Below are 22164 nucleotides of genomic sequence, written 5' to 3' on the forward strand. Positions count from 1 at the left end.
GAAGGGAAGGGCCGCTGAACCGCGGCCCTTTTCGTTGGTGGGGCGGGGGGTCAGGCCGCCTTGCGGGCGAGATAGCGGCCGTCTGCCGTCATCGTGATGCGGCCGTAGCGGACCAGGGTGGTGAGCGCCTGCTCGATGCGCGGCTCGATCCGCTTGCCGCCACGCCTGAAGCCGCGCGCCAGCGCGGCCGCATCCATGGGGCGCCCGGCGGAGAGGAGCGCGTGCTCGACGGCGAGCGAATCCTCGTGCCGGTCCTTCGGGAAATCCGGCAGGGCACGGTCGATCGTCACCACGGTCGCGCCGAGGTCGAGCTCGCCGGTCTTCGCGGCCGCCGCGCCCTTGGCGAAGCGCGGGATCTGGTAGTCGGGCCTGAGCCAGCGCACGAGGCCCGACGCCTCCTCCCGGGCCCGCTCGGCATTGAGCGCGACGAGCCGTTCCAGGATCTCCTCGTCGGAGAGTGTGTCGGGCCAGCCATAGGCCTGGAACACCAGCCGGTCGAGGTCTCCGTGATAGCTCTTGAGCGTGCCGATCAGCCCCTCGTCCTTGATCCGCTCCTCGTCGGGCGTGAGGGCAATCGTCCCAGCGTCATCCCCGGCCTTGTGCCGGGGATCCCGACGGCTCGAGGCGCCGTGCTCGTTCGATCGGGATGAGCCCAGCCCTGACGGGGAGGGTGCCGCCTCCATCGCCTTCAGCTTCTCCAGCACGTTGTACATCTGCGTCAGCGTGAGTTTCGGGTGCTCGGCCTGACGGGCTTTGCGGAAGGCGTCGAGTTCCTCCGCGACGGCGCGGATTTGGGCTCTGAGGGCCTCGGGCGGATCGGGGAAGGGGAAGGGGTCGAAGCAACTGGACTTATTGTAGCGCGGTCGATCTTCGAGCGTGCCGCCTTGCCCGAGCGCCCAACTCATATGCAGCTTCGATGACAGAAAGCCGAGATGTAGAGGATCGGACGAGGCAATGGCGACAAGCATGTTGTCTGGTAGGATCGATGCATCGAGAAACTGAAAAATCCGGTGCTTCGCAGTCTCGACCGTCGCGATGTACCGAGGCAAGCCGTCTAAGGCAGGGCGCAATTCGCGGCGGGACTCGCCGAAAGTCCACCAATTCAGCCGATACGTGTCGCGATTGTTGCTGTCCCTCTCGGGCTTCACTGCCGAAAGTATGTGCTGGTACACTTCGGGGTAACTTTGGCGAACTTCCTCGGACTTCAACCCGAATAGATCAATCACCATCACCCCCCGTGGTGTTGCGGTTAGGTCGCGCCCGTTGCGGTAAGGGCGAATGTGCTTCTCCAGCCCTGATCTTTTTCCAAGGCCGAGATGTGCGGCCTCTTCCGGTGTCACGATGAAGCCTGAACCATGAAGTGAAACGCCTCGTGAGCAGAGACCTTCATTGGCGAGAAGCGGTGCAACCGAGCCGACATCAGTACCTACCGTCAAGTCAACATTGACCCGCCCGGCACGTTCGACGAGTTCAACCACAGGCTCATCCGTATCTAGCCCGCTCTCGCGCATCACCTCGTACAGCACACCATCCCGCTCACCCTTCTCCGCCACCGTCATGGCGATCCGCACCGCCGCCGAATCCGCGGCTGCTTTCGTCCAGGGATGATCCGGGATCGCCATGACGAGCGACACTGGAGTCTTGCCCTCCATGCGCTTCTTCATCACGCGGCGGGAGAATTCCTGCGTGATCGAGTTGGTGGTGACAAACCCGAAGCGGCGCAGGGGTGAGTTCTTCGCGGTGAGGAATTCCGCCGCGCGGTCCCACCAGTACATGACGAAATCGGCCGAGTCGTTCATGTGCCTGTGCGCGGACCAGAGCGCTTCCGTGTAGGTGTCACCCAGACGGGCGCGCAGATCCTTGCCGCCGATGAACGGCGGATTGCCCACGATGAACTCTGCGTCCGGCCATGCGGGCCGGCGCGCGGTCGGGTAGGTCTCGACCCGTTTGCCATCCTTCTCCACCACATGCGGCACGGGATAGCCGTCCCAGGTCAGCACGGCGTCGTAGCCCTGGCGCCGGCCGAAATTGATGTTCTCGAAGGCGCGCAGGATCGGCTCCGAGGGGTGGCCGGTGCGGTTGCGGTAATGCTGCTGCAGATAGCCGATCCACACCACGAGCTCGGCGATGGCGGCGGCGCGCGGGTTGAGCTCCAGGCCGAGGAACTGGTGCGGGTCGACGGTCTCCCGGTCGAGGCCCATGCTCTCGGGCTCGCCGAGCTGCGCCAGGGTCTCCAGCACCTCGCCTTCGAGCTTTTTCATCAGCTCCAGCGACACGTAGAGGAAGTTTCCCGTGCCGCAGGCGGGGTCGAGCACCCGCGTGGCGCAGAGCTGGCGGTGAAAGGCGCGCACGATGGCGATCGCAGCCTTCTCGTCACCCGTCTCCTTGGCGTGCTCGGCCTTGCGCAGGGCATTCTGCCAATCCTCGCGCAGGGGCTCCATGACGGTCGCGTCCACGAGGCGCTGCACATAGGCGCGCGGCGTGTAATGGGCGCCGAGCTTTCTGCGCTCCTTCTTGTCGAGGGCTTGTTCGAGAAGCGTGCCGAAGATGGCGGGATCGACCTCGGTCCATGAGTAATTCGCTGCGGCCAGGAGCTCGCCGATCTCCTCGCGGCCGAGTGGAAACACCGTGGTGTCCCGGAACAGGCCGCCGTTGAAATGGCGCACGCGGGTCTCGATCACGTGGCTGAACTCGTCGCCCTTGTCCATCTGCTCCCAGAGCGCCTTGAGCCGGTGCGGGAAATGCGTCGGATCGTCGACGCTCTTCTGCAGCAGCGCCTTGAAGCTGTCGGGTGGCAGGAGCGCCACATCCTCGGCGAACATGGTGAAGAGGCAGCGCATGAGGAAATGCGCCACGTCCTCCGCGTCGCATCCGCGCTCCTCCAGCGCCTTGCTCACCCCTGCGAGGCGCTTGGCGATGTCGCGGGTGACGCGAGCGGCCTCCTTCGACGGGTCGAGCGAGTGCGGCTCCTGCCAGACGCGTGCGAGAAGAGCGCGCGTCTTCTCCTCACGCAGGTCGTGAAGATAGATGCGAAAGCCGTTGCGGTCCGGGAAGTGGCTGTAGGCCCGGCCGGTGCCGCTGAAATCCGCGTAGAGCTCCAGGCAATGGCCCACGTCGCAGACGATGATGAAGGGTGGGGCGGGGTGATCCGCATCGAGCAGGAACACATAAGACTCCGCCTGCCGGCGCGCGTTCTTCATCATGACGTCCCAACCGCGGCTGATGCTGCGGCGGCCCAGGTCGGCCGGCTCGTCAGTCACAGGTGCGAGTTCGCCTCGTTCCACCTTTCTTCCGTCAGGCAGCCGCGACTGCTTGGCCTCGAGGATGAAGGCGTTCTTCCTGTAGAGATCGATGCGCTTGGGCGCCGCGGTCGCATCGCTGTCGCGCGGGCGGACGGCGCGCTCGAACACGTAGTCGTTCCGCTCCCGCGCCTGGCCGGACGGCTCGGGGCGCGGCACGCCGATGACGTCGCAGAGCTCCGACAGGAACATCTGGTAATTGGCCCGTTCGGCGCCGCCCTCGCAAGCGGTCCATCGGGCGATGAAGGCGTCGACGGCGTGGGAGGAGATCGCGGAAGAGGGCATCGGCTACGTTTCTTGATAACGTAGCACAACCACCGCGTGAGAAACCTCGGCGCAATTGTCTTTTAGAAGAATACCCTAAGGTAAGATTGACTTCCCGATGGACCGGGGCTTTGCCGCAGGCTGGCTTTTACCTCGCGCGTGAGGCGCCGCCCGGACCGCTCTGTCCTGTCGCCGAGACGACATCAAGCATCGCGCCGGTGAGGCAGAGGGTCGGGCTGTCGGGCTTGGGGAAGAGGGGCCTCCGGCCAGGAGGCGGAAGGGTTCGCCTGCAAGGTCCTCGCCCTGCGTGAGGGCCGGACGCAGGGCGGACGGGGTGGGGTCAGGCGGTGAACGCCGTCGGACCCCTCAGATAGGCTTCGATGCGGTCGATCTCGACCTCGGTCTCGTCCGGCGACGGAGCCGCGTGCAGGTCGGGTTTCGCCGGGGCGACGGGCAGGGGCTCGACCGGATCGTTGACCGGCGCGAGATCGTTCAGGGCCCGGTGCACGGCCTGAAGCAGCTCGCTCTGCTCGTCATTGTCCGGGTTCTCCGGGGGCAGGCGCGGAGTCATGGGATCCTCCTTTGGGATTAGGCCGGAGTATTAGCCCGATCCATGTCACAATTAGGGCGCCGTCGCCGTGCGGGCGACGCCGATTCACAGGGAAATATCCCGTCCGATGCCAGCTCCGGGCAGCCTCGCGGAGAGTTGATGCCCGGCGCCTCAGGCGCGGGGCCTCAGACGCAGCTGCGCCCCATGGCGTTGAGGCCCTCGTCCAGGAGGTCGGCGAGATTCGGGATGCCGATGAGCCAGTCGGCGGTGGAGAGCGAGCTCGCTTCCTCGCGCTCCCGGGCGAGCCGCACGGCGGCGCCCCATTCCTCGGGCTCCATGTCGCCGCGGCCGATATACACGAGGGCGATCAGGTCGGCGCGCTCGTCGTCGTTGAGGCCCGCGATCACGTCGCGCAGCTCGTCCTCGGTGGCGTCGTCCGGCGAGGCGGTGAGGGAATCGATGCTGCCGTCGTCGATAGGGTTCGAGCCCGACGCCGGATCGGTGATGCCTTCCTTCACGTCGATGGCCCTGACCCGGAGAATGAGTTCGCAAACCTTGTCGAGCGCGATATCCATAAAACCCTCGTTGTGATGAATCCGGAGATGAATCTTGACGGACTGACAGAGAAACCCGGAAGACGGCATTCGGTTCAGCCGGATCAGGCGCCTCTGGCGCCGAAAGGATGTTGCGCCTAAGCTGGGGAGGATCTGGGGTGGTTTCATGCGTCGGTTGATCGCTTCCTGCATGCTCGGGCTCCTCGTCGCGCTCGGCGGGGCCGCGCCGTCCCTCGGGCAGACGGCCGGTCTGGCGCAGCAGCGTCCGGGCCGGACGGACGTCTACGTCCTCTCCTTCGGGCTATGGGGCCCGCAGAGCGTATTCGAGAGCGAGGCCCGGGGGGCGGCGCGGATCCTCGAAGCGCAGTTCGACGCGAAGGGACGCTCCGTCGTCCGCTCCAACACCAAGCGCCGGGCCGGGGCGACGCCGCAATTCCTGATGGCGGCCGCAGCGGCGGCCGGGCAGGTTCTCGATCCGGCCGAGGACGTCGTGGTGCTCGTCCTCACGTCCCATGGCGGCCCCGACGGCATCGGGCTGGTGTCCGGGCGCGACGCGCGCCTCGTCACGCCGGGCGATGTGCGGCAGCTCCTCGACCGGACCCGGGCGCAGCACCGGGTCCTGATCGTCTCGGCCTGCTATTCGGGCATCTTCGCCCGGGAGCTGGCCGACGCCCGCACCCTCGTCATCACGGCGGCCGCGGCCGACAGGCCGTCCTTCGGCTGCCGCGACGGGGCGACCTGGACCTATTTCGGCGATGCCTTCTTCAACCGGGCCCTGCGCGGCGAGCGCCGCCTGGACGTCGCCTTCGAGCGGGCCCGCGGCCTCGTGACGGATCGGGAGCGGCGGGAAGGCTTCGACCCGTCCAACCCGCAGATCGCGGGCGGCTCTCAGGTGCTGCAGCGTCTCGGCGCGCGGTAGCGCGGGGGATGGCAGCGAAGGCAATGCAAAAACCGGATCCGTGTCGGGATGGCGGGTCCTGACATCCTCCCACGTCATCACCGGCCTTGTGCCGGTGATCTCAATGCGATGAGGCGCGGCATTCGAAGAGATCGGGATAGCCGGCACAGGGCCGGCCACGACGGAAGGGGCTCACCATAAGGCATGGGTCCGATGAGCCGTCCTTAGAGAGACGCGTCCATCGGGACGCTTGACACGTCGTCCCGAAGGAATAGGGCAGGGGCACCTTTCCCTCACGTGCCGGTCCCTTCCATGAGCCCCCATACGACGCCCGTCCTGATGCTGATCGCATCGAACGTCTTCATGACCTTCGCCTGGTACGGGCATTTGAAGTTCAAGACGTCGCCCCTTTGGATCGCCGTCATGGCCAGCTGGGCCATCGCCTTCGTGGAGTACTGGTTCGCCGTTCCGGCCAACCGGATCGGCTCGGAGGTCTATTCGGCGGCCGAGCTCAAGACCATGCAGGAGGTCATCACCCTGGTGGTCTTCGCGATCTTCTCGGTGCTCTACCTGAAGGAGCCGCTGGGCTGGAACCACCTCATCGGCTTCGCCCTCATCGCGTCGGGCGCCTTCTTCATCTTCCAGGGACGCTGACGGAGCTTCGACGGCCGATGCAGGCCGGTCACCTTCCTCGCTCCCTGCTCGCCGTCATCACCGTCCTTCGTCATCACCGGCCTTGTGCCGGTGATCCCGATGGCTTGAAGCACTGCGCTTTATCGTATCGGGATGGCCGGGACAGGCCCGGCCATGACAGGGTGAGGGTGAACCCGGCGCCCCGTACCATCCTGCCACGTCATCACCGGGCTTGTCCCGGTGATCCCGATTGTAGACGCGCGGCGCTCGTCCCGTCGCGATGGCCGGGACTGATCCCCGGACCAGGTCCGGGGCCGGCCCTGACCAGGAGGCGATGAGCCGCCCTCAGAGCACGAACCAGCCCTTGTGCAGGTCGAGCGCGCTCTTGAGCTTGATCACCGCCTCGGCCGCCTTGTCGCGGTCGGTGTTGAGATAGACGTAAGTGGCGCCCTTCGCTTTCTCGTAGCGCAGCTCGCCGGCCCGGCTGAACGCCTTCGTGCCGATGAACGCGAACGCCTGGTCGCCGCTTTTCCGCGTGTTGGCGTCGATCGCCTTCAGGTCGAGCCGGTCGCCCTGCCGGCCCGAGAAGTCGAGGATGGTGTCGGCCCGGCGCGTCGACGCAGCCGTGTCGCGGTCGTCGAAGGCGAACACGTCGCGCCCGGAGCCGCCCGTGAGGCTGTCCTGGCCGAGCCCGCCGATCAGCCGGTCGGCGCCCGCCCCGCCCGAGAGCCGGTTCGCCCCGACATTGCCGATGAGCATGTTGGCAAGCGCATTGCCGGTGAGGGCCAGCCGCGCCGTGCCGGCCGCCGCCGTGAGGTTCTCCACCTCGCCAAGCGCCGCCAGCGACAGGCTGGCGCTCGTGAGCACCGTGTCGGTGCCGCCAAGGGCCAGCTCGACGATGGTGTCCGCCCCGTCGGTCACATAGGTGTCGTCGCCGGCCCCGCCGCTGAGCACGTCGGCGCCGGCGCCGCCGTCGAGGCGGTCGTGGCCGGCGCCGCCGTTGAGGATGTTGGCGAAGGCGTCGCCCGAGAGGGTGTCGTCGCCGGCGCTGCCGGAGAGGGTGTCGAACACGGCAGTGTTGCGCGCCATGGTGCCGGCCGCGAGATCGATGCTGTGGGCGACGGCCCAGGTGAGCGCGCCCTCGACCAGGGTGACGACCGCACTCTGGCGGCCGGGGGTCGCATAGGCGTGGTGCAGGCTGACCGTGCCGGCCACGGGCGTGGCCGCGGAGGTGGTGCCGTCGCCCCAGGCGATGCTGACGCTCGAGGCGCCGCCGACGCCGAGCGTGGTCTCGAGGAAGCGGCCGTCCAGGATGGCAGCGGCATTGGCCTTGTAGAGCAGGTCGACCAGGAAGATGTCGCTGGCATTGTTGCCGTCGTTGGCCACCAGGTTGGGTGCCTCGCTTTCGAACGTGACGAAGCGCCCATCGGGACTGAACTGAGCATCGAAGCTGCCGAAGGTCGTCTCCATGCCGCTGGTCGCGATGGAGATGCGCGTGACCTCCTTGGTGTCCAGGTTCTTGAGGAAGATGTCGGCTACGCCGTTGTCGTCGCCGGCAACCAGATTGTCGGCATAGCTTTCGAATACCACGTAACGTCCGTCCGGGCTGAACCGGGCGTTGTAGCTGTCGCCGTTGGCCTTCGTTCCGTTCTGGGCCTTGGAGACGCAAACGACATCGCCGTTCGGAGCTGTCATGTCCTTGACGAAGATATCCGAGTAGCCGTCTTCGGCTTCAGTCCCATCGGCAGTGAGGTTGGAGGCAACGCTTTCGAACATGATGGAACGCCCGTCAGGGCTGACCTGGGCATTGTAGCTGCCGTTGTTCGCCTCGGCGCCGTTCTTTGCGACGGAGATGCGCGTGACTTCCTTGGTGTCCAGGTTCTTGAGGAAGATGTCGGCTTTGCCGTTGTTGTCGCCGGCGACCAGATTGTCGGCATCGCTGGTGAACACGACGGAGCGCCCGTCCGGACCGAACCGAGCGCCATAGCTGTAATGATTTCCGAAGATCCCGTTGACGGTCGAAACGCATTCGACGACGCCGGTGCTCAGCTCCAGGCGGAAGATGTCGGTCGCTTGGTTGTCGGGATCACCGGCCACGAGATTGGAGGCGTCGCTCTCGAACACGATGAAACGCCCATCCGGGCTGAACCGCGCGTCATAGCTGCCGTTGTTTGCATCGAGCTTGTTCTGATCCACCGACAGGCGCGTAATCACGCCGGTGCTCAGCTCCTTCATGAAAATGTCGGCGCTGTGGTTGTTGTCGCCGGCGACCAAGTTGTCTGCGAGGCTCTCGAACAGCACGAAGCGCCCGTCCGGGCTGAACCGGGCATTGGTGCTGAATTCGTTTGCCTGCGTGGTGCCTGCCGTTGAGACACGAGTAATCGCGCCCGTGATCAGATCCTTGATATAGATATCGGCCTTGTGATTGTCGTCGCCGGCGACCAGGGGAGCGTCGGACGCGAATACGATGGAGCGTCCGTCCGGGCTGAACTGGGCGTCGGAGCTGTTGCCCAGTCTCTCCATTCCGTCGGCGGCCGTCGACACCCGCCTCAGGGTATCGGCACTCGTCGGACGGACAACGGATTGCACGGACAGGAACATGGTCGGGCTCTCAAGCAATCAAGACACGCAGCCCCCCAGCCGCGCGCGAACGACATTGCTTAACAGGCGATCATTCCCTTGGGCTACTCTCCGAACAGAGGGCCTCTCAAGCATCGGATCCCATGCTTCGTCATGGATGTGAGCATCGTCGTGGCGGAGAACCGGGTCCAGGTTCCGCTGACGCGGCCCTCCGGGTCCGCACGATGCACCGGCTGCGGGGCCGGGATCATCCAGGCCCGGATGGCGCGCCCGGAGACCCGCCCGCGGATCATTATGTCGCGGGCTTCATGCGCAGGATGCGGCCGTTGCGGGAATCCGTCAGGAGATAGACGAGGCCGTCCGGGCCCTGGCGCACGTCGCGGATGCGCTCGCCGAGCTGCTGCAGCATGCGCTCCTCGCCGGTCACCCGGTTGCCGTTGGTCTCAAGCCGCGTGACGAGCTTGCCGGCCAGCGCCCCGACCAGGATGCTGCCGCGCCACGCCGGGAACTGGTCGCCCGTGTAGAAGGCCATGCCGGAGGGCGCGATGGACGGGTCCCAGAAATAGACCGGCTGCTCCAGGCCGGTTTTCTTCGTGCCTTCGCCGATCTTCTGGCCCGAGTAATGCACCCCGTAGGAGATCACCGGCCAGCCGTAGTTCCGGCCCTTCTGCGGGATGTTGACCTCGTCGCCGCCCCGCGCCCCGTGCTCCACGGTCCAGAGTTCGCCGGTGGTCGGGTGAAGGGCCGCCGACTGCACGTTGCGATGGCCGGACGACCAGATCTCCGGGCGGGTATCCTCGCGATCGAGGAAGGGATTGTCGGGTGCGGCGCCGCCCGTGGGTTTGATGCGCACGATCTTGCCCAGGTGGTTGTTGAGGTTCTGGGCCTTGTCGCGCAGGTCGTTGCGCTCGCCGAGCGTCACGAAGAGATTGCCATCCCGGCCGAAGACCAGGCGCGATCCGAAATGGTGGGTGCCGGCATAGGACGGTTCCTGGCGGAAGATCACCTCGGTGCCCTCGAGAGCCGTGCCATCCTGGCTGAGGCGCCCCCGCGCCACGCTCGTGCCGTTGCGGCCTTCGCCGCGGTCCTCGGCGAAGCTCAGATAGACCAGGCGGTTCTGCGCGAAGGCGGGATCGAGCGCCACATCGAGGAGCCCGCCCTGGCCGCGGACGGACAGACGCGGAAGGCCCTTGATCGGCTCGGATGGGTTGCCGCCGGCATCGACGATGCGCAGGCGGCCGGACCGTTCCGTCACCAGCAGGCGATTGTCGGGGAGAAACGCGAGGCCCCAGGGATTTTCGAGATTGCGCGCCACCGTCTCGACGATCACCTCGATCTTGTCGGTGCGAAAGCGCTGGGTGTCCTGGGCGAGGGCGGAGGAGAGGGGGGCGCCGAAAGCAAGCGCGCAGGTCAGGGCGATACGGGGGCTCAGCATCTGGGATTCTCTCCGCCTTTCACGATGCCGGAGAGCTAAACTCCTGAGACGGGCCGTCAACCGTGCCGCCGTTCACTCACGCGTTATCGCGGAGAATACACGTGGACGGTTTTCGGGTCCTGGGCCGACAGGGTCTGGGTGGTGGCCATCACGGAGAGCGTCGCGAGGCCCAGCAGCATGACGAGGGCAAGCGAGCGGCGGCTTTCCTGACGCGGGTCCAGGCGGTGGGCGCGGGAGGAAACATGATAGGCGTTTCTTGGCCGGAAAGTTTTCATTGGTCCAGGTCCCAGCAACCAAAGGAGGCTACGGGAGAAAAACCTGTGCGATTCAAGAAAGTTCCAGCCCTATCCGAAAGTGTCGCATCCGGTTTCTCGGCTAAGTGTCGGCGTTAACTAATTATTAACGATTGTGGCAGCGCGGGCTCATGGTTTCGGCGTGACGATCACGGATTCCGCAGTGCGCTCGGCCGGCCCATGATGAACCGCCTCGATATTGTGGCCGTCGGGGTCGTGGACAAACGCGGCATAATAGCCTGGGTGATAGGAGCGTTCTCCGGGCCCGCCGTTGTCGCGCCCGCCGGCCGCGAGGGCCGCCGCATGGAAGGCGTGGACCGCCTCCCGATCCCGGGCCTGGAACGCGAGATGGACCCGCGACACCGGCCCGTCCGCCCGGTCGACCCACAATTCGTCGCAGGCGAAATGCTCCGGGCTCTCCGAGGTGAACGTGCGGCCGACCGCCTCCAGGACGGCCCGGTAGAAGCGCCGGCTCGCCTCGAGGTCCGAGACCCGCAGGTGGATGTGGTCGATCAGGCGGCCCTGGTGACGCTGCATGGGTTCTGCTCCCCCTCGATGTCATCACCGGGCTCGTCCCGGTGATCCCGATTGTGTGAAACGCCGCGCCCTTCGTATCGAGATGGCCGGGCCTGTCCCGGCCATCTCGGGGAAATGCCGATCACTCGGCCTTGATGCCGGCCGCCTTGATGATCTCGGCCCAGGTCTGGATCTCCTTGGCGAGATAGGGCTTGAACGCCTCCGGGTCGCGCACGTTCAGGGTGAAGCCGAGCTTGGTGATGCGCTCCTTGACGTCGGGCTTGTTGAGGATCGCGATGATCGTGCCGGACAGCTTGTCGAGGACCGGCTTGGGGGTGTTCACCGGGGCGAAGAAGGCGGCCCAGGATTCCGCGTCCGCATCGGTGATGCCCTGCTCGCGCAGGGTCGGCACGTCGGGCGCCTGCGGGTTGCGCTGCGGGCTCGCGATGCCGATGGCGCGCATCTGCCCGGCCTGGAACTGGGCGAGCACGCTGGGCAGGGTCGAGTTCGACACGTCGATGCGGCCCGCCATGATCTCCGTCACCAGCGGGGCGGCGCCCCGGAACGGCACGTGGGTCATCTTGGTGCCCGTGCGGGTCATGAACAGCTCGGTCGCGAGGTGCGAGCCGGAGCCGACGCCCGTCGAGCCGTAGTTCAGCTTGCCGGGATCCTGCTTGGCGAGCGCGATCAGCTCCGGGATGGTCTTGGCCGGCAGGTCGTTCCTCACCACGAAGACGTGCTCGAAGGCGCCCGCGCCCGCGAGCGGGGCGAAGTCCTTCACGGCGTCGTAGCCCGGCTCCTTGAGCAGGAACATGTTGTTCCCGTGGGTCTGGTTGTTGCCGAACACGATCGTGTAGCCGTCGGGCTCGGCCTTGGCGACCGCCCGGGTGCCGACCGCCCCCGAGGCGCCGGCGAGGTTCTCGACGATCACGTTCTGGCCCAGCGACTTGCCCATCTCCTCGGCCACGATGCGGGCGATCACGTCGGTCGGCCCGCCGGCCGGGTAGGGCACCACCATCTTGATGACGCGGGTCGGGAAATCCTGGGCGGCGGCGGCGCCGGCGAAGAGGGCCGCGCCGGCGACGAGGCCGAGCGCGAGGCGGCGGGTGAGGGATGTGCTCATCGGAAAAGGCGGCTCCTCGAAAACGGGCCGGGATAGGCCGGTTCTGCTTGCTGTTTTGCTTGCTTGGGCGGCTTGGCCGCTTTAGAGCATCGTGCGGAAAAGTGGATCCGGTTTTCCGCATCAACGATGCTCTCATTCTGGAATAAAGCATCGGATTGGATCCTAAAAGTGGATTCCACTTTTGGGTCCGATGCATTAGGGTCCGCCGCCGTCACGGTCCCTATCTAACGCCCCGATCGGAGGATTCCCATGGGCTTTTTGTCTGACGCCCTTTCCCGCATCAAGCCGTCTGCCACCATCGTCATCACGCAGAAAGCGCGGGATCTGAAAGCTCAGGGGCGGGACGTGATCAGCCTTTCCGTCGGCGAGCCGGATTTCGACACGCCCGACACCATCAAGGAAGCGGCCATCGCGGCGATCCGCCGGGGCGAGACCAAGTACACGCCGGTCTCCGGCATCGTGCCCCTGCGCGAGGCCATCGCCCGCAAGTTCAAGCGCGAGAACGGCCTCGACTACAAGCCCTCGCAGACCATCGTGTCCACGGGCGGCAAGCAGGTGATCTACAACGCGCTGCTCGCCACCCTGAACCCGGGCGACGAGGTCATCATCCCGGCGCCCTACTGGGTGTCGTATCCGGAGATGGTCGGCCTGTGCGGCGGCAAGCCGGTTTTCGTCGACTGCACCATGGAGCACAACTTCAAGCTCCAGCCCGAGCCGCTCGAGCGCGCCATCACGCCGAAGACCAAGTGGATCATCCTCAACTCGCCGTCGAACCCGACCGGCGCGGCCTATTCGCGCGCGGAGATGAAGGCGATCACCGACGTGCTCATGCGCCATCCGCACGTGTGGGTGCTCACCGACGACATGTACGAGCACCTGACCTACGGGGATTTCGAGTTCGTCACGCCCGCCCAGGTCGAGCCGAACCTCTACGAGCGCACGCTCACCATGAACGGCGTGTCGAAGGCCTATGCCATGACCGGCTGGCGCATCGGCTACGCGGCCGGTCCGCAGCACCTGATCAACGCGATGGACTTCGTGCAGGGCCAGCAGACGTCGGGCGCCGCCTCGATCTCGCAATGGGCCGCCGTGGAGGCGCTCGACGGGCCGCAGGATCACCTCACGGTGTTCAGGAAGGCGTTCCAGGAGCGCCGCGACCTCGTGGTGTCCATGCTCAACCAGTCGAAATACCTCAAGTGCCCGATGCCGGAAGGCGCGTTCTACGTCTATCCGTCCTGCGCCGACGCGATGGGCAAGACCGCGCCGTCGGGCAAGGTGCTGGAGACCGACGAGGACTTCGTGTCCGAGCTGCTGGAAGCCGAGGGCGTCGCGGCCGTGCACGGCTCGGCCTTCGGCCTCGGCCCCAACTTCCGCATCTCCTACGCGACGTCCAACGCGGCGCTGGAAGATGCCTGCCACCGCATCCAGCGCTTCTGCGGAAGCCTGCGATGACGCATCGGACCCCGCGTCGTCATGGCCGACCTCGTGCCGGCCATCCCGATGCGGTGAAGCGCAACGCTCTCCCGGTCGGGATCACCGGCACAAGGCCGGTGATGACGGGAGAGGGACGGGCCATTGGTTGCCGAGGTGAGACTGTGATGAGCGACCGCCGGGGAATGCGCTGATGGACCTGCCACGGACCTTCCATCCGGATCCTGCGGCGCAGCCCTATCGGGCCGATCCCGCCTCCACGCATCGCGTGAAGTTCGACGCCCGCGTCGACTTCACCAATGGCGGCCACGTGGAGGCGAAGGATTTCCTCCTCGACATCGCGGGCGACAGCGTCACGCCCGAGCGGCTGGCCGAGATGATCGTCTCGGCCATGAACCTCCTGCGCGCCGGCCCGGTGACGATCACGGCCATGCGCATCGTGCGGCGCGGCGAGCATCAGGACGGGTGACGGGCGCTCCCGGTCCGGCGACGGGCCGATGCAGGCCGGTCACCTTCCTCGCTCCCTGCTCGCCGTCATCACCGTCCTTCGTCATCACCGGCCTTGTGCCGGTGATCCCGATGGCTTGAAGCACTGCGCTTTATCGTATCGGGATGGCCGGGACAGGCCCGGCCATGACAGGGTGAGGGTGAACCCGGCGCCCCGTACCATCCTGCCACGTCATCACCGGGCTTGTCCCGGTGATCCCGATTGTAGACGCGCGGCGCTCGTCCCGTCGCGATGGCCGGGACTGATCCCCGGACCAGGTCCGGGGCCGGCCCTGACCAGGAGGCGATGAGCCGCCCTCAGAGCACGAACCAGCCCTTGTGCAGGTCGAGCGCGCCCTTGAGCTTGATCACCGCCTCGGCCGCCTTGTCGCGGTCGGTGTTGAGATAGACGTAAGTGGCGCCCTTCGTCTTCTCGTAGCGCAGCTCGCCGGCCCGGCTGAACGCCTTCGTGCCGATGAACGCGAACGCCTGGTCGCCGCTTTTCCGCGTGTTGGCGTCGATCGCCTTCAGGTCGAGCCGGTCGCCCTGCCGGCCCGAGAAGTCGAGGATGGTGTCGGCCCGGCGCGTCGACGCAGCCGTGTCGCGGTCGTCGAAGGCGAACACGTCGCGCCCGGAGCCGCCCGTGAGGCTGTCCTGGCCGAGCCCGCCGATCAGCCGGTCGGCGCCCGCCCCGCCCGAGAGCCGGTTCGCCCCGGCATTGCCGATGAGCGCATTGGCGAGCGCGTTGCCGGTGAGCGCCAGCCGCGCCGTGCCGGCGGCCGCCGTGAGGTTCTCCACCTCGCCAAGCGCCGCCAGCGACAGGCTGGCGCTCGCGATCACCGTGTCGAGGCCGCCATGGGCCAGCTCGACGATGGTGTCCGCCCCGTCGGTGACATAGGTGTCGTCGCCGGCCCCGCCGCTGAGCACGTCCGCGCCGGCGCCGCCATCGAGGCGGTTCGCGCCGGCGTTGCCGGTGAGCGTGTTGGCGAGCGCGTTGCCGGTGAGGCTCACGCCGGCGCTGCCGCTCGCCGTGAGGTTCTCGACCTGGGCCAGGGCTTCCAGCGAGAAGCTGGCGCCGGCGATCACCGTGTCGGTGCCGCCGCCCGGTGCTTCGATGATCGTGTCCGCCCCATCCGTCACATAGGTGTCGTCGCCGGCCCCGCCGCTGAGCACGTCGGCGCCGGCGCCGCCGTCGAGCCGGTCGTGGCCGGCGCCGCCGTTGAGGATGTTGGCGAAGGCGTCGCCCGAGAGGGTGTCGTCGCCGGCGCTGCCGGAGAGGGTGTCGAACACGGCAGTGTTGCGCGCCATCGTGCCGGCCGCGAGATCGATGCTGTGGGCGACGGCCCAGGTGAGCGCGCCCTCGACCAGGGTGACGACGGTACTCTGGCGGCCGGGGGTCGCATAGGCGTGGTGCAGGCTGACCGTGCCGGCCACGGGCGTGGCCGCGGACGTGGTGCCGTCGCCCCAGGCGATGCTGACGCTCGAGGCGCCGCCGACGCCGAGCGTGGTCTCGAGGAAGCGGCCGTCCAGGATGGCGGCCGCGTTGGCCTTGTAGAGCAGGTCGACCAGGAAGATGTCGCTGGCATTGTTGCCGTCGTTGGCCACCAGGTTGGGTGCCTCGCTTTCGAACGTGACGAAGCGCCCATCGGGACTGAACTGAGCAGTATAGCTGTCGGAGTTCACGTCCGTGCCATCGACCTTGGTCGAGAGACGGGTGATCCCGCCCGTCACCAGGTCCTTGAGGAAGACGTCACGTTTGCCAATGTTGTCGCCGGCGACGAGGTTTGTGGCATCGCTCTCGAACACCACGTAACGCCCGTCCGGGCTGAACCGAGGCTCATTGCTGGAGTTGTCCGCCTGTGTCCCATCTGCGGCAGTGGAAAGGCGGGTGATGGCACCGGTGTCCAGGTTCTTGAGGAAGATGTCTGCTACGCCGTTGTCATCGCCGGCGACCAGATTGGAGGCAGCGCTTTCGAACACGATGGAATGCCCGTCGGGGCTGAACTGAGCGAGGCGGCTATAGCCGCCGATTGCCTCTGTACCGTCTGCAGTGGTGGAGATGCGGGCGATAGCTTTATCGGTATTCAACTCTTTGCGGAAAATGTCAGTGGCATTGTTTGTGTCGCCGTCAACCAGCTTGGACGAGCTGCTTTCGAATATCAGGAAGCGGCCGTCCGGGCTGAAATGGGCGTTGATGCCGCTGACGCTTGCCGATGTTCCGTCTGCGGCAACCGTGATGCGGGTGACGGCCCCGGTGGTCAGGTTCTTGAGGAAAATCTCCGGGGAAATCACGCTGCTGACGCCCAAATTTGCAGCGTCGCTCCTGAAAACCAGGAAGTTCCCGTCTGGGCTCAACTCACCTCCAGAGCTGCTGCCGTTCAACTCTGTTCCATTCGACGTGGTGGAGATGCGGGTGATGGCTCCCGTGGTCAGGTCCTTGCGGAAGACATCCCTCGCCCCATTGCCGTCGCCGGTCACCAGGTTGTTGGCCTCGCTGTGGAACACGACATAACGCCCGTCGTGGCTGAACTTGGGGGCGTTGCTCGGGCCGTTTGCCTGGGTGTTGCCCGCAGCCGAGAGGAGGGTGACGGCGCCGGTGCTCAGTTCCTTGAGGAAGACGTGATATTTTCCGTTCGTGCCGCCGGGGACGAGATCGGGGGCGTCGCTTGTGAACACCACAAAGCGCCCGTCCGGGCTGAACTGGGCATCGGTGCTCTCGCCCAATCCCTCCGTGCCATCGGCCCTGGTCGAGACGCGTTTCTGAATCAGGTCGCTCGTCGGCTTGAAGACGGATTGCACATTCAGGAACATAGTCGGCCCTTCAATCAATAAAAAAGCGGCCCCCCAGCCGCCTTCAATGTGACACTATATAGAATCAATTCTTCCCTTGGGCTACTCTCCGAACGGAGGGCGTGGAGGACGTGAGAGGGAGAGGTTGGCCGTGTGGTGCCTCCACCTTCGACATCATCACCGGCCCTGTGCCGGTGATCCCGATCGTGTGAGGGGCAGCGCTCGTCTGATCGGATGGCCGGGACAGGCAGAGCGTGACGGAATGGCGGTGGGACAGCCGGGACCGATCCCCAGGTCAAGTTCGGGGAGGGCCGTGACGTCGAGCGAATGCGAGCCGGCACACCCGAACCTCCACGTCATCACCGGGCTCGTCCCGGTGATCCCGATCATGAAAAGCGCCGTGCCTCACCGTATCGGGATGGCCGGCACGAGGCCGGCCATGACGTGGAGGAATGGGTAATGCGGGCCGCGTCGCCCCGATGCCTCATCCGGGATCGCCAACGCGCCCGTGGAACGGCTCCGCGCCTGGGCCGTTGATCGCTAAGCTTGACCATGCTGAGGAGATCACCATGCGCCGCGTTGCTCTGTCCGTTGCCGCTCTCGCCGCCGTCGCCTGCCTGGGGACCACGGATGCCCAGGCCCAGAACCGGGGGCGTGCGGGTGTCCTGTCCTGCAGCGTGTCGGGCGGGATCGGGCTCATCGTCACGTCGCAGAGGACCACGCTCTGCACCTTCAATCCGCGGCGCGGGCCCAACGAGCGCTATGTGGGGACGATCCGACGGTTCGGGCTCGACATCGGGGCGACCCGTGGCGGCGTCCTCACCTGGGCGGTGCTCTCCCGGGGCAGCGTGGCGCCGGGGTCGCTCGCCGGCAGCTATGTGGGCGGAGCCGCCGAGGCCACGGCGGGCGCCGGCGTCGGGGCGAACGTGCTGGTCGGCGGCTCGAACCGGAGCATCTCGCTCCAGCCCCTCTCGGTCGGCGGCCAGACCGGCGTCAACTTCGCCCTCGGGGTCGCGGATTTCGAGCTGCGCCGGGCCCGGTAGGCGGGCACTCCTGCATCCATGTCATGGCCGGGCTTGTCCCGGCCATCTCGACCTGGTGAGGCTCGGCGCTTTAATCCATCGGGATCACCAGCACAAGGCCGGCGACAACGTCGCGTGTATCCGGCGCGGATGCGCGGAACGGCCGAACGCGAGCGTGCCCCTTCCTGCCCCATCGGCGCCCTCAAAAGACCTCTTGCCAACTCACCATCCGAGGCAGAGCATTCACGGTAACGCGTCCGTGAAGAGAGCGTCGGAAGTGGGGGCAGGGAGGATGACACCCTATGGCACCCAACGGCAGACTAGGTTCGGGCCCGCGATGCATCGCAATCGTCGGCCCGTTTCAGAGCGGCAAGACCACGCTCCTGGAAGCGATCCTGGAGCGCACCGGTGCGATCTCGCGGGCGGGCCGCGTGTCCAACGGGGACAGCATCGGCGATGCGAGCGCGGAAGCCCGCGCCCACGCCATGAGCATCGAGCCCAACGTGGCCACCGTCGAGTTCCTCGGCGAGAGCATGACCTTCGTGGACTGCCCCGGCTCGACGGAATTCCTGCACGAGATGCGCAACGTCACGCCGGTCTGCGACGCGGCGGTCGTCGTCTGCGAGGCGGACGAGCGCAAGATCCCGGCCCTTGAGGTCATCCTCCGGGAACTGGAGGAGGCGGACATCCCGCGCTTCCTGTTCATCAACAAGATCGACACGGCGACCCAGCGCATCCGCGAGACCCTGGCGCTGCTGCAGCAGGCCTCGCGCACGCCGCTGCTCCTGCGCCAGATCCCGCTCTGGAAGGACGGCATCGCGATCGGCTTCATCGACCTCGCCCTGGAGCGCGCCTTCATCTACCGCGAACATGCGCCGAGCGAGATCGTCGACCTGCCCGAGGGCGAGCTGCCCCGGGAGAAGGAGGCGCGCTTCGCCATGCTCGAGCGCCTGGCCGATTACGACGACGCGCTCATGGAGGAGCTGATCTCCGAGATCGAGCCGCCGCGCGACCAGATCTTCGACGACCTGTCGAAGGAGCTGCGGGAGCGGCACGTGGTGCCGGCCCTGATCGGCTCCGCCGAGCGCGGCAACGGCATCACGCGGCTGCTCAAGGCCCTGCGCCATGAGGCGCCCGGCCTCACGCAGACCCGCGCGCGCCTCGGCCTGTCCGAGGAAGGGGCGCCGCTCGCCCAGGCCATGAAGACCCTGCACATGGGCCAGGGCGGCAAGCTCACCGTCGCGCGGATCATGCGCGGCGCCTTCCGCGAGGGCGATACCGTGGTCGGGGCCCGCGGCGCGGAGGCGCGGATCGGCAGCCTCGCCACCCTGGTCGGCTCGACCATGAACCGCAAGGGCGAGGCCGCGGCCGGCGAGACGGTCGGATTCGGCCGCCTGGAGGGCATCGCCACCGGGGATGCCTTCGCGGCCGGAAAGGCGCGCCCGGACGCCATCGTGTCGCCGGTGCCGCCCGAGCCCGTCTACGTGCTGGCCCTCAAGGTGAAGGACCGCAAGGACGACGTGCGCCTGTCGAGCGCGCTGGCCAAGATCACCGAGGAGGATCCGTCCCTGGCCGTCGAGAACCGGCCTGAAATGGGCGAGATCCGGCTCCATGGCCAGGGCGAGATGCATCTGCGGGTCGCCGTCGAAAAGCTCGCCTCCCGGTTCCAGGTCGGGGTCGAGACGGCCAGGCCGAGGGTGGCCTATTGCGAGACGATCAAGCTGCCGGCATCCGCCCGCGGGCGCCACCGCAAGCAGACCGGCGGGCATGGCCAGTTCGGCGACGTGATGATCGAGATCAAGCCGCTGCCGCGCGGGGAGGGGTTCGCGTTCCAGGACCACATCACCGGCGGGGTGGTGCCGCGCCAGTACATCCCGTCCGTGGAGACCGGTGTGCGGGATGCGCTCAAGTCAGGGCCCCTCGGCTTCCCGGTCGTCGACCTTGCGGTGACGCTCACCGACGGGTCCTACCACACGGTGGATTCGTCCGACGCCGCCTTCCAGGCGGCCGCCCGGCTCGCCCTGGCCGAGGCGCTTCCCAAGGCGAAGCCCGTGCTGCTGGAGCCGGTGCTGTCGGTCGAGATCACGATCCCGTCCGAGGCCCTGTCCAAGGCGACCGCCCTGGTGACCGGGCGGCGCGGGCAGATCCTGGGCTACGACGAGCGGCCAGGCTGGTCGGGCTGGCAGGTGCTCAGCGCCACCATCCCGGAATCGGAGATCGGCGACCTCATCGTCGAGCTGCGCTCCGCGACGGCCGGCGTCGGATCCTTCTCGACCCGGTTCGACCACATGGCGGAGCTGAGCGGCCGTCCGGCCGAGATGGTGCTGCAGAAGGCGCATTGAGCGACGCGGGACGTCAGGATCGACAGGGCCCAAGAGGAAATTCTCCCTTTTGGGCCCTGGGCTCCGGACCCGATGAGCTGTAGACGATCGTTCAGGTCTAAACTATTCCCGTCGACAAATGGCCTTGCCCGCGCCAAGTTAAGCTTTGACGGAGACGCCATCTCCCATGAAGCCAACCTGCCGCGAAGCGGAGACGATGATGAATGCCACGACCCCGGCGCCGGCCACGGCAGGCGCTTCGGACTCTTCCTCTTCCGCCGCCCGCCCCTGGCTCGCCTCCTATCCCGCGCAGGTTCCCAAGACGATCGACGAGGCCCGGGTCGGCACTCTCAACGAGATGTTTCTCAGGGCCGTGGCGGATTACCCGAACCGGGCCGCCGTCGAGAGCTTCGGCACGCGCATCACCTACGCGGCCCTGGGGCGCCAGGCCGATGCGGTCGCGTCCTGGCTGCAGGGGCAGGGGCTGAAGAAGGGCGACCGGGTCGCCATCATGCTGCCGAACGTGATGGCCTTCCCGGCGATCCTGTTCGGGGTGCTGCTCGCCGGCGGCACGGTGGTCAACGTCAACCCGCTCTACACCCCGCGGGAGCTGACCTACCAGCTGAAGGATTCCGGCGCCCGGTTCCTGTTCGTGCTCGAGAACTTCGCCGCCACCGTCGAGGAGTCCCTGCCGGACCTCGCCCTGGACCGGGTGGTGCTCGTCACGCCGGGCGATCTGCTCGGCCTCAAGGGCGCCATCGTCAACCTGGTCTCGCGCCACGTGAAGAAGGCCGTGAAGCCCTTCAGCCTGCCGCGGGCCGTGGCCTTCAAGGCCGTCGCGGCCGAGGGCGCCCGGCAGAAGGCGCAGGCTGTCCCAGTTTCGCCCGACGACATCGCCTTCCTGCAATATACGGGCGGCACGACGGGCGTCGCCAAGGGCGCGACCCTGCTCCACCGCAACGTGGCGGCCAACGTGCTCCAGTGCGAGGCCTGGATGCGGCCCTTCTTCGGCGACCGCGAGGACCACGTGATGGTCACGGCCCTGCCGCTCTATCACATCTTCGCCCTGACGGTCTGCGCCATGCTGATGACCCGGATCGGCGGCTGCCAGCTTCTCATCGCCAATCCGCGCGACATTCCGGGCTTCGTCAAGACGCTCCAGAAGAGCCGCATCACGCTGATGTCCGGCCTCAACACCCTCTACAACGCCCTGGCCAACGCGCCCGGCATCGAGAAGGTCGATTTCTCGCAGATGGTCTTCGCCGTGTCGGGCGGCATGGCCACCCAGGAGGCCGTCGCGAAGAAGTGGAAGGAGGTGACCGGCCAGCCCATCGTGGAGGGCTACGGCCTGTCCGAGACCTCGCCCGTGGTCTGTGCGAACCGTCTCGACATCGAGGCCTTCACCGGCACCATCGGCTACCCGCTGCCGTCGACCGACGTGTCCGTGCGCGCGAATGACGGGTCCATCCTGCCTCCCGGCGAACGGGGCGAACTCTGCGTGAAGGGACCGCAGGTGATGGCGGGCTACTGGCAGCGGCCCGACGAGACCGCCAAGGTCATGACTCCGGACGGCTGGTTCCGGACCGGCGACGTGGCGGTGATCCTTCCCGACGGGCAGGTCAAGATCGTCGACCGGATGAAAGACATGGTCCTGGTGTCCGGATTCAACGTCTATCCGAACGAAGTGGAAGACGTGATCGTCAAACATCCAGGAGTCATGGAAGCAGCTGTCATCGGCTTGCCAGACGAGCATTCGGGCGAGGTCGTGGTGGCCTATGTGGTCCGGAGGGATGAGGCGCTCACCGTCGACGAGTTGCGCCAGTTCTGCCGGGAGAACCTGACGGGCTACAAGGTGCCTCGCCGGATCGAGTTCAGACAAACCCTGCCGAAGACCAATGTGGGCAAGGTCCTGCGCCGGGCGCTCAAGGAAGAGGTCGAGCAGTCCCACGCTCGCTGAGCGACATCTCAG

General features: G+C 66.8%; 16 protein-coding genes. 7 read left to right on the forward strand and 9 right to left on the reverse strand.

Annotation, left to right across the window (positions count from 1 at the left end; all coding sequences use genetic code 11):
- Nucleotides 1–50: 50 nt before the first annotated feature.
- From HPT29_RS06780 to HPT29_RS06790, 3 genes are all read right to left on the reverse strand, one after another.
- Entirely contained in the window at nt 51–3584 is a 3534-nt protein-coding gene (locus HPT29_RS06780; RefSeq protein ID WP_173946182.1) for a class I SAM-dependent DNA methyltransferase, read from the reverse strand.
- A gap of 319 nt (nt 3585–3903) precedes the next feature.
- Nucleotides 3904–4134, reverse strand: a complete 231-nt coding sequence (locus HPT29_RS06785) for a hypothetical protein (protein ID WP_173946183.1) — start codon at nt 4132–4134, stop codon at nt 3904–3906.
- Nucleotides 4135–4298: 164 nt separating this feature from the next.
- Nucleotides 4299–4688 carry a DUF3775 domain-containing protein gene (locus tag HPT29_RS06790; protein ID WP_173946184.1) on the reverse strand — a complete coding sequence of 130 codons (390 nt, stop codon included), beginning with the start codon at nt 4686–4688 and terminating at the stop codon, nt 4299–4301.
- A 145-nt stretch (nt 4689–4833) separates the two neighbouring features.
- Between HPT29_RS06790 and HPT29_RS06795 the strand changes: the two genes are divergently transcribed.
- A complete protein-coding gene (locus tag HPT29_RS06795) occupies nt 4834–5586 on the forward strand; it encodes a C13 family peptidase (protein WP_173946185.1) in 753 nt (250 codons plus the stop codon).
- A gap of 291 nt (nt 5587–5877) precedes the next feature.
- Entirely contained in the window at nt 5878–6219 is a 342-nt protein-coding gene (locus tag HPT29_RS06800; RefSeq protein ID WP_173946186.1) for a DMT family protein, read from the forward strand.
- 324 nt (nt 6220–6543) lie between these two features.
- Here the strand turns inward: HPT29_RS06800 and HPT29_RS06805 are convergent, their stop codons facing one another.
- The 5 genes from HPT29_RS06805 to HPT29_RS06825 form a co-directional block, all read right to left on the reverse strand.
- On the reverse strand, nt 6544–8799 hold the full coding sequence (locus HPT29_RS06805; RefSeq protein ID WP_259060503.1) for a hypothetical protein: 2256 nt from the start codon (nt 8797–8799) through the stop codon (nt 6544–6546).
- A 271-nt stretch (nt 8800–9070) separates the two neighbouring features.
- A complete protein-coding gene (locus tag HPT29_RS06810) occupies nt 9071–10213 on the reverse strand; it encodes a PQQ-dependent sugar dehydrogenase (RefSeq protein ID WP_173945069.1) in 1143 nt (380 codons plus the stop codon).
- Nucleotides 10214–10296: 83 nt separating this feature from the next.
- The gene (locus tag HPT29_RS06815; RefSeq protein WP_173945070.1) at nt 10297–10488 is read right to left on the reverse strand and encodes a hypothetical protein; all 192 of its coding nucleotides are present in this window, start codon (nt 10486–10488) and stop codon (nt 10297–10299) included.
- A gap of 147 nt (nt 10489–10635) precedes the next feature.
- A complete protein-coding gene (locus HPT29_RS06820; protein ID WP_173945071.1) occupies nt 10636–11043 on the reverse strand; it encodes a VOC family protein in 408 nt (135 codons plus the stop codon).
- A 121-nt stretch (nt 11044–11164) separates the two neighbouring features.
- Entirely contained in the window at nt 11165–12145 is a 981-nt protein-coding gene (locus HPT29_RS06825; RefSeq protein WP_173945072.1) for a Bug family tripartite tricarboxylate transporter substrate binding protein, read from the reverse strand.
- Between the two features lie 249 nt (nt 12146–12394).
- Between HPT29_RS06825 and HPT29_RS06830 the strand changes: the two genes are divergently transcribed.
- Both HPT29_RS06830 and HPT29_RS06835 read left to right on the forward strand, forming a co-directional pair.
- On the forward strand, nt 12395–13597 hold the full coding sequence (locus tag HPT29_RS06830; RefSeq protein WP_173945073.1) for a pyridoxal phosphate-dependent aminotransferase: 1203 nt from the start codon (nt 12395–12397) through the stop codon (nt 13595–13597).
- Between the two features lie 172 nt (nt 13598–13769).
- A complete protein-coding gene (locus HPT29_RS06835) occupies nt 13770–14045 on the forward strand; it encodes a cyclase (protein WP_173945074.1) in 276 nt (91 codons plus the stop codon).
- Nucleotides 14046–14380: 335 nt separating this feature from the next.
- On the opposite strand, the gene HPT29_RS06840 is transcribed toward HPT29_RS06835, so the two are convergent.
- Nucleotides 14381–16873, reverse strand: a complete 2493-nt coding sequence (locus HPT29_RS06840) for a hypothetical protein (protein WP_259060504.1) — start codon at nt 16871–16873, stop codon at nt 14381–14383.
- A gap of 548 nt (nt 16874–17421) precedes the next feature.
- Here HPT29_RS06840 and HPT29_RS06845 point away from each other — a divergent pair.
- The 3 genes from HPT29_RS06845 (at nt 17422) to HPT29_RS06855 (ending at nt 22152) form a co-directional block, all read left to right on the forward strand.
- Nucleotides 17422–17895: a DUF992 domain-containing protein gene (locus HPT29_RS06845; protein ID WP_173945643.1), complete on the forward strand. Its 474-nt coding sequence runs from the start codon at nt 17422–17424 to the stop codon at nt 17893–17895.
- A 281-nt stretch (nt 17896–18176) separates the two neighbouring features.
- Entirely contained in the window at nt 18177–20216 is a 2040-nt protein-coding gene (locus HPT29_RS06850; protein WP_173945642.1) for an elongation factor G, read from the forward strand.
- 199 nt (nt 20217–20415) lie between these two features.
- Nucleotides 20416–22152: an AMP-binding protein gene (locus HPT29_RS06855; protein WP_173945646.1), complete on the forward strand. Its 1737-nt coding sequence runs from the start codon at nt 20416–20418 to the stop codon at nt 22150–22152.
- Nucleotides 22153–22164 lie beyond the last annotated feature (12 nt).

This window comes from Microvirga terrae, assembly GCF_013307435.2.
Classification (GTDB): Bacteria; Pseudomonadota; Alphaproteobacteria; order Rhizobiales; family Beijerinckiaceae; genus Microvirga; species Microvirga terrae.

Bases quoted from the DNA above. Each gene is read 5' to 3' on its own strand.
- HPT29_RS06790 (WP_173946184.1), bottom strand. From the start codon at position 4,688: ATGGATATCGCGCTCGACAAGGTTTGCGAACTCATTCTCCGGGTCAGG.
- HPT29_RS06780 (WP_173946182.1), bottom strand. From the start codon at position 3,584: ATGCCCTCTTCCGCGATCTCCTCCCACGCCGTCGACGCCTTCATCGCC.
- HPT29_RS06825 (WP_173945072.1), bottom strand. From the start codon at position 12,145: ATGAGCACATCCCTCACCCGCCGCCTCGCGCTCGGCCTCGTCGCCGGC.
- HPT29_RS06835 (WP_173945074.1), top strand. From the start codon at position 13,770: ATGGACCTGCCACGGACCTTCCATCCGGATCCTGCGGCGCAGCCCTAT.
- HPT29_RS06795 (WP_173946185.1), top strand. From the start codon at position 4,834: ATGCGTCGGTTGATCGCTTCCTGCATGCTCGGGCTCCTCGTCGCGCTC.
- HPT29_RS06850 (WP_173945642.1), top strand. From the start codon at position 18,177: ATGGCACCCAACGGCAGACTAGGTTCGGGCCCGCGATGCATCGCAATC.
- HPT29_RS06830 (WP_173945073.1), top strand. From the start codon at position 12,395: ATGGGCTTTTTGTCTGACGCCCTTTCCCGCATCAAGCCGTCTGCCACC.
- HPT29_RS06785 (WP_173946183.1), bottom strand. From the start codon at position 4,134: ATGACTCCGCGCCTGCCCCCGGAGAACCCGGACAATGACGAGCAGAGC.
- HPT29_RS06810 (WP_173945069.1), bottom strand. From the start codon at position 10,213: ATGCTGAGCCCCCGTATCGCCCTGACCTGCGCGCTTGCTTTCGGCGCC.
- HPT29_RS06845 (WP_173945643.1), top strand. From the start codon at position 17,422: ATGCGCCGCGTTGCTCTGTCCGTTGCCGCTCTCGCCGCCGTCGCCTGC.
- HPT29_RS06805 (WP_259060503.1), bottom strand. From the start codon at position 8,799: ATGTTCCTGTCCGTGCAATCCGTTGTCCGTCCGACGAGTGCCGATACC.
- HPT29_RS06820 (WP_173945071.1), bottom strand. From the start codon at position 11,043: ATGCAGCGTCACCAGGGCCGCCTGATCGACCACATCCACCTGCGGGTC.
- HPT29_RS06840 (WP_259060504.1), bottom strand. From the start codon at position 16,873: ATGTTCCTGAATGTGCAATCCGTCTTCAAGCCGACGAGCGACCTGATT.
- HPT29_RS06855 (WP_173945646.1), top strand. From the start codon at position 20,416: ATGAATGCCACGACCCCGGCGCCGGCCACGGCAGGCGCTTCGGACTCT.
- HPT29_RS06815 (WP_173945070.1), bottom strand. From the start codon at position 10,488: ATGAAAACTTTCCGGCCAAGAAACGCCTATCATGTTTCCTCCCGCGCC.
- HPT29_RS06800 (WP_173946186.1), top strand. From the start codon at position 5,878: ATGAGCCCCCATACGACGCCCGTCCTGATGCTGATCGCATCGAACGTC.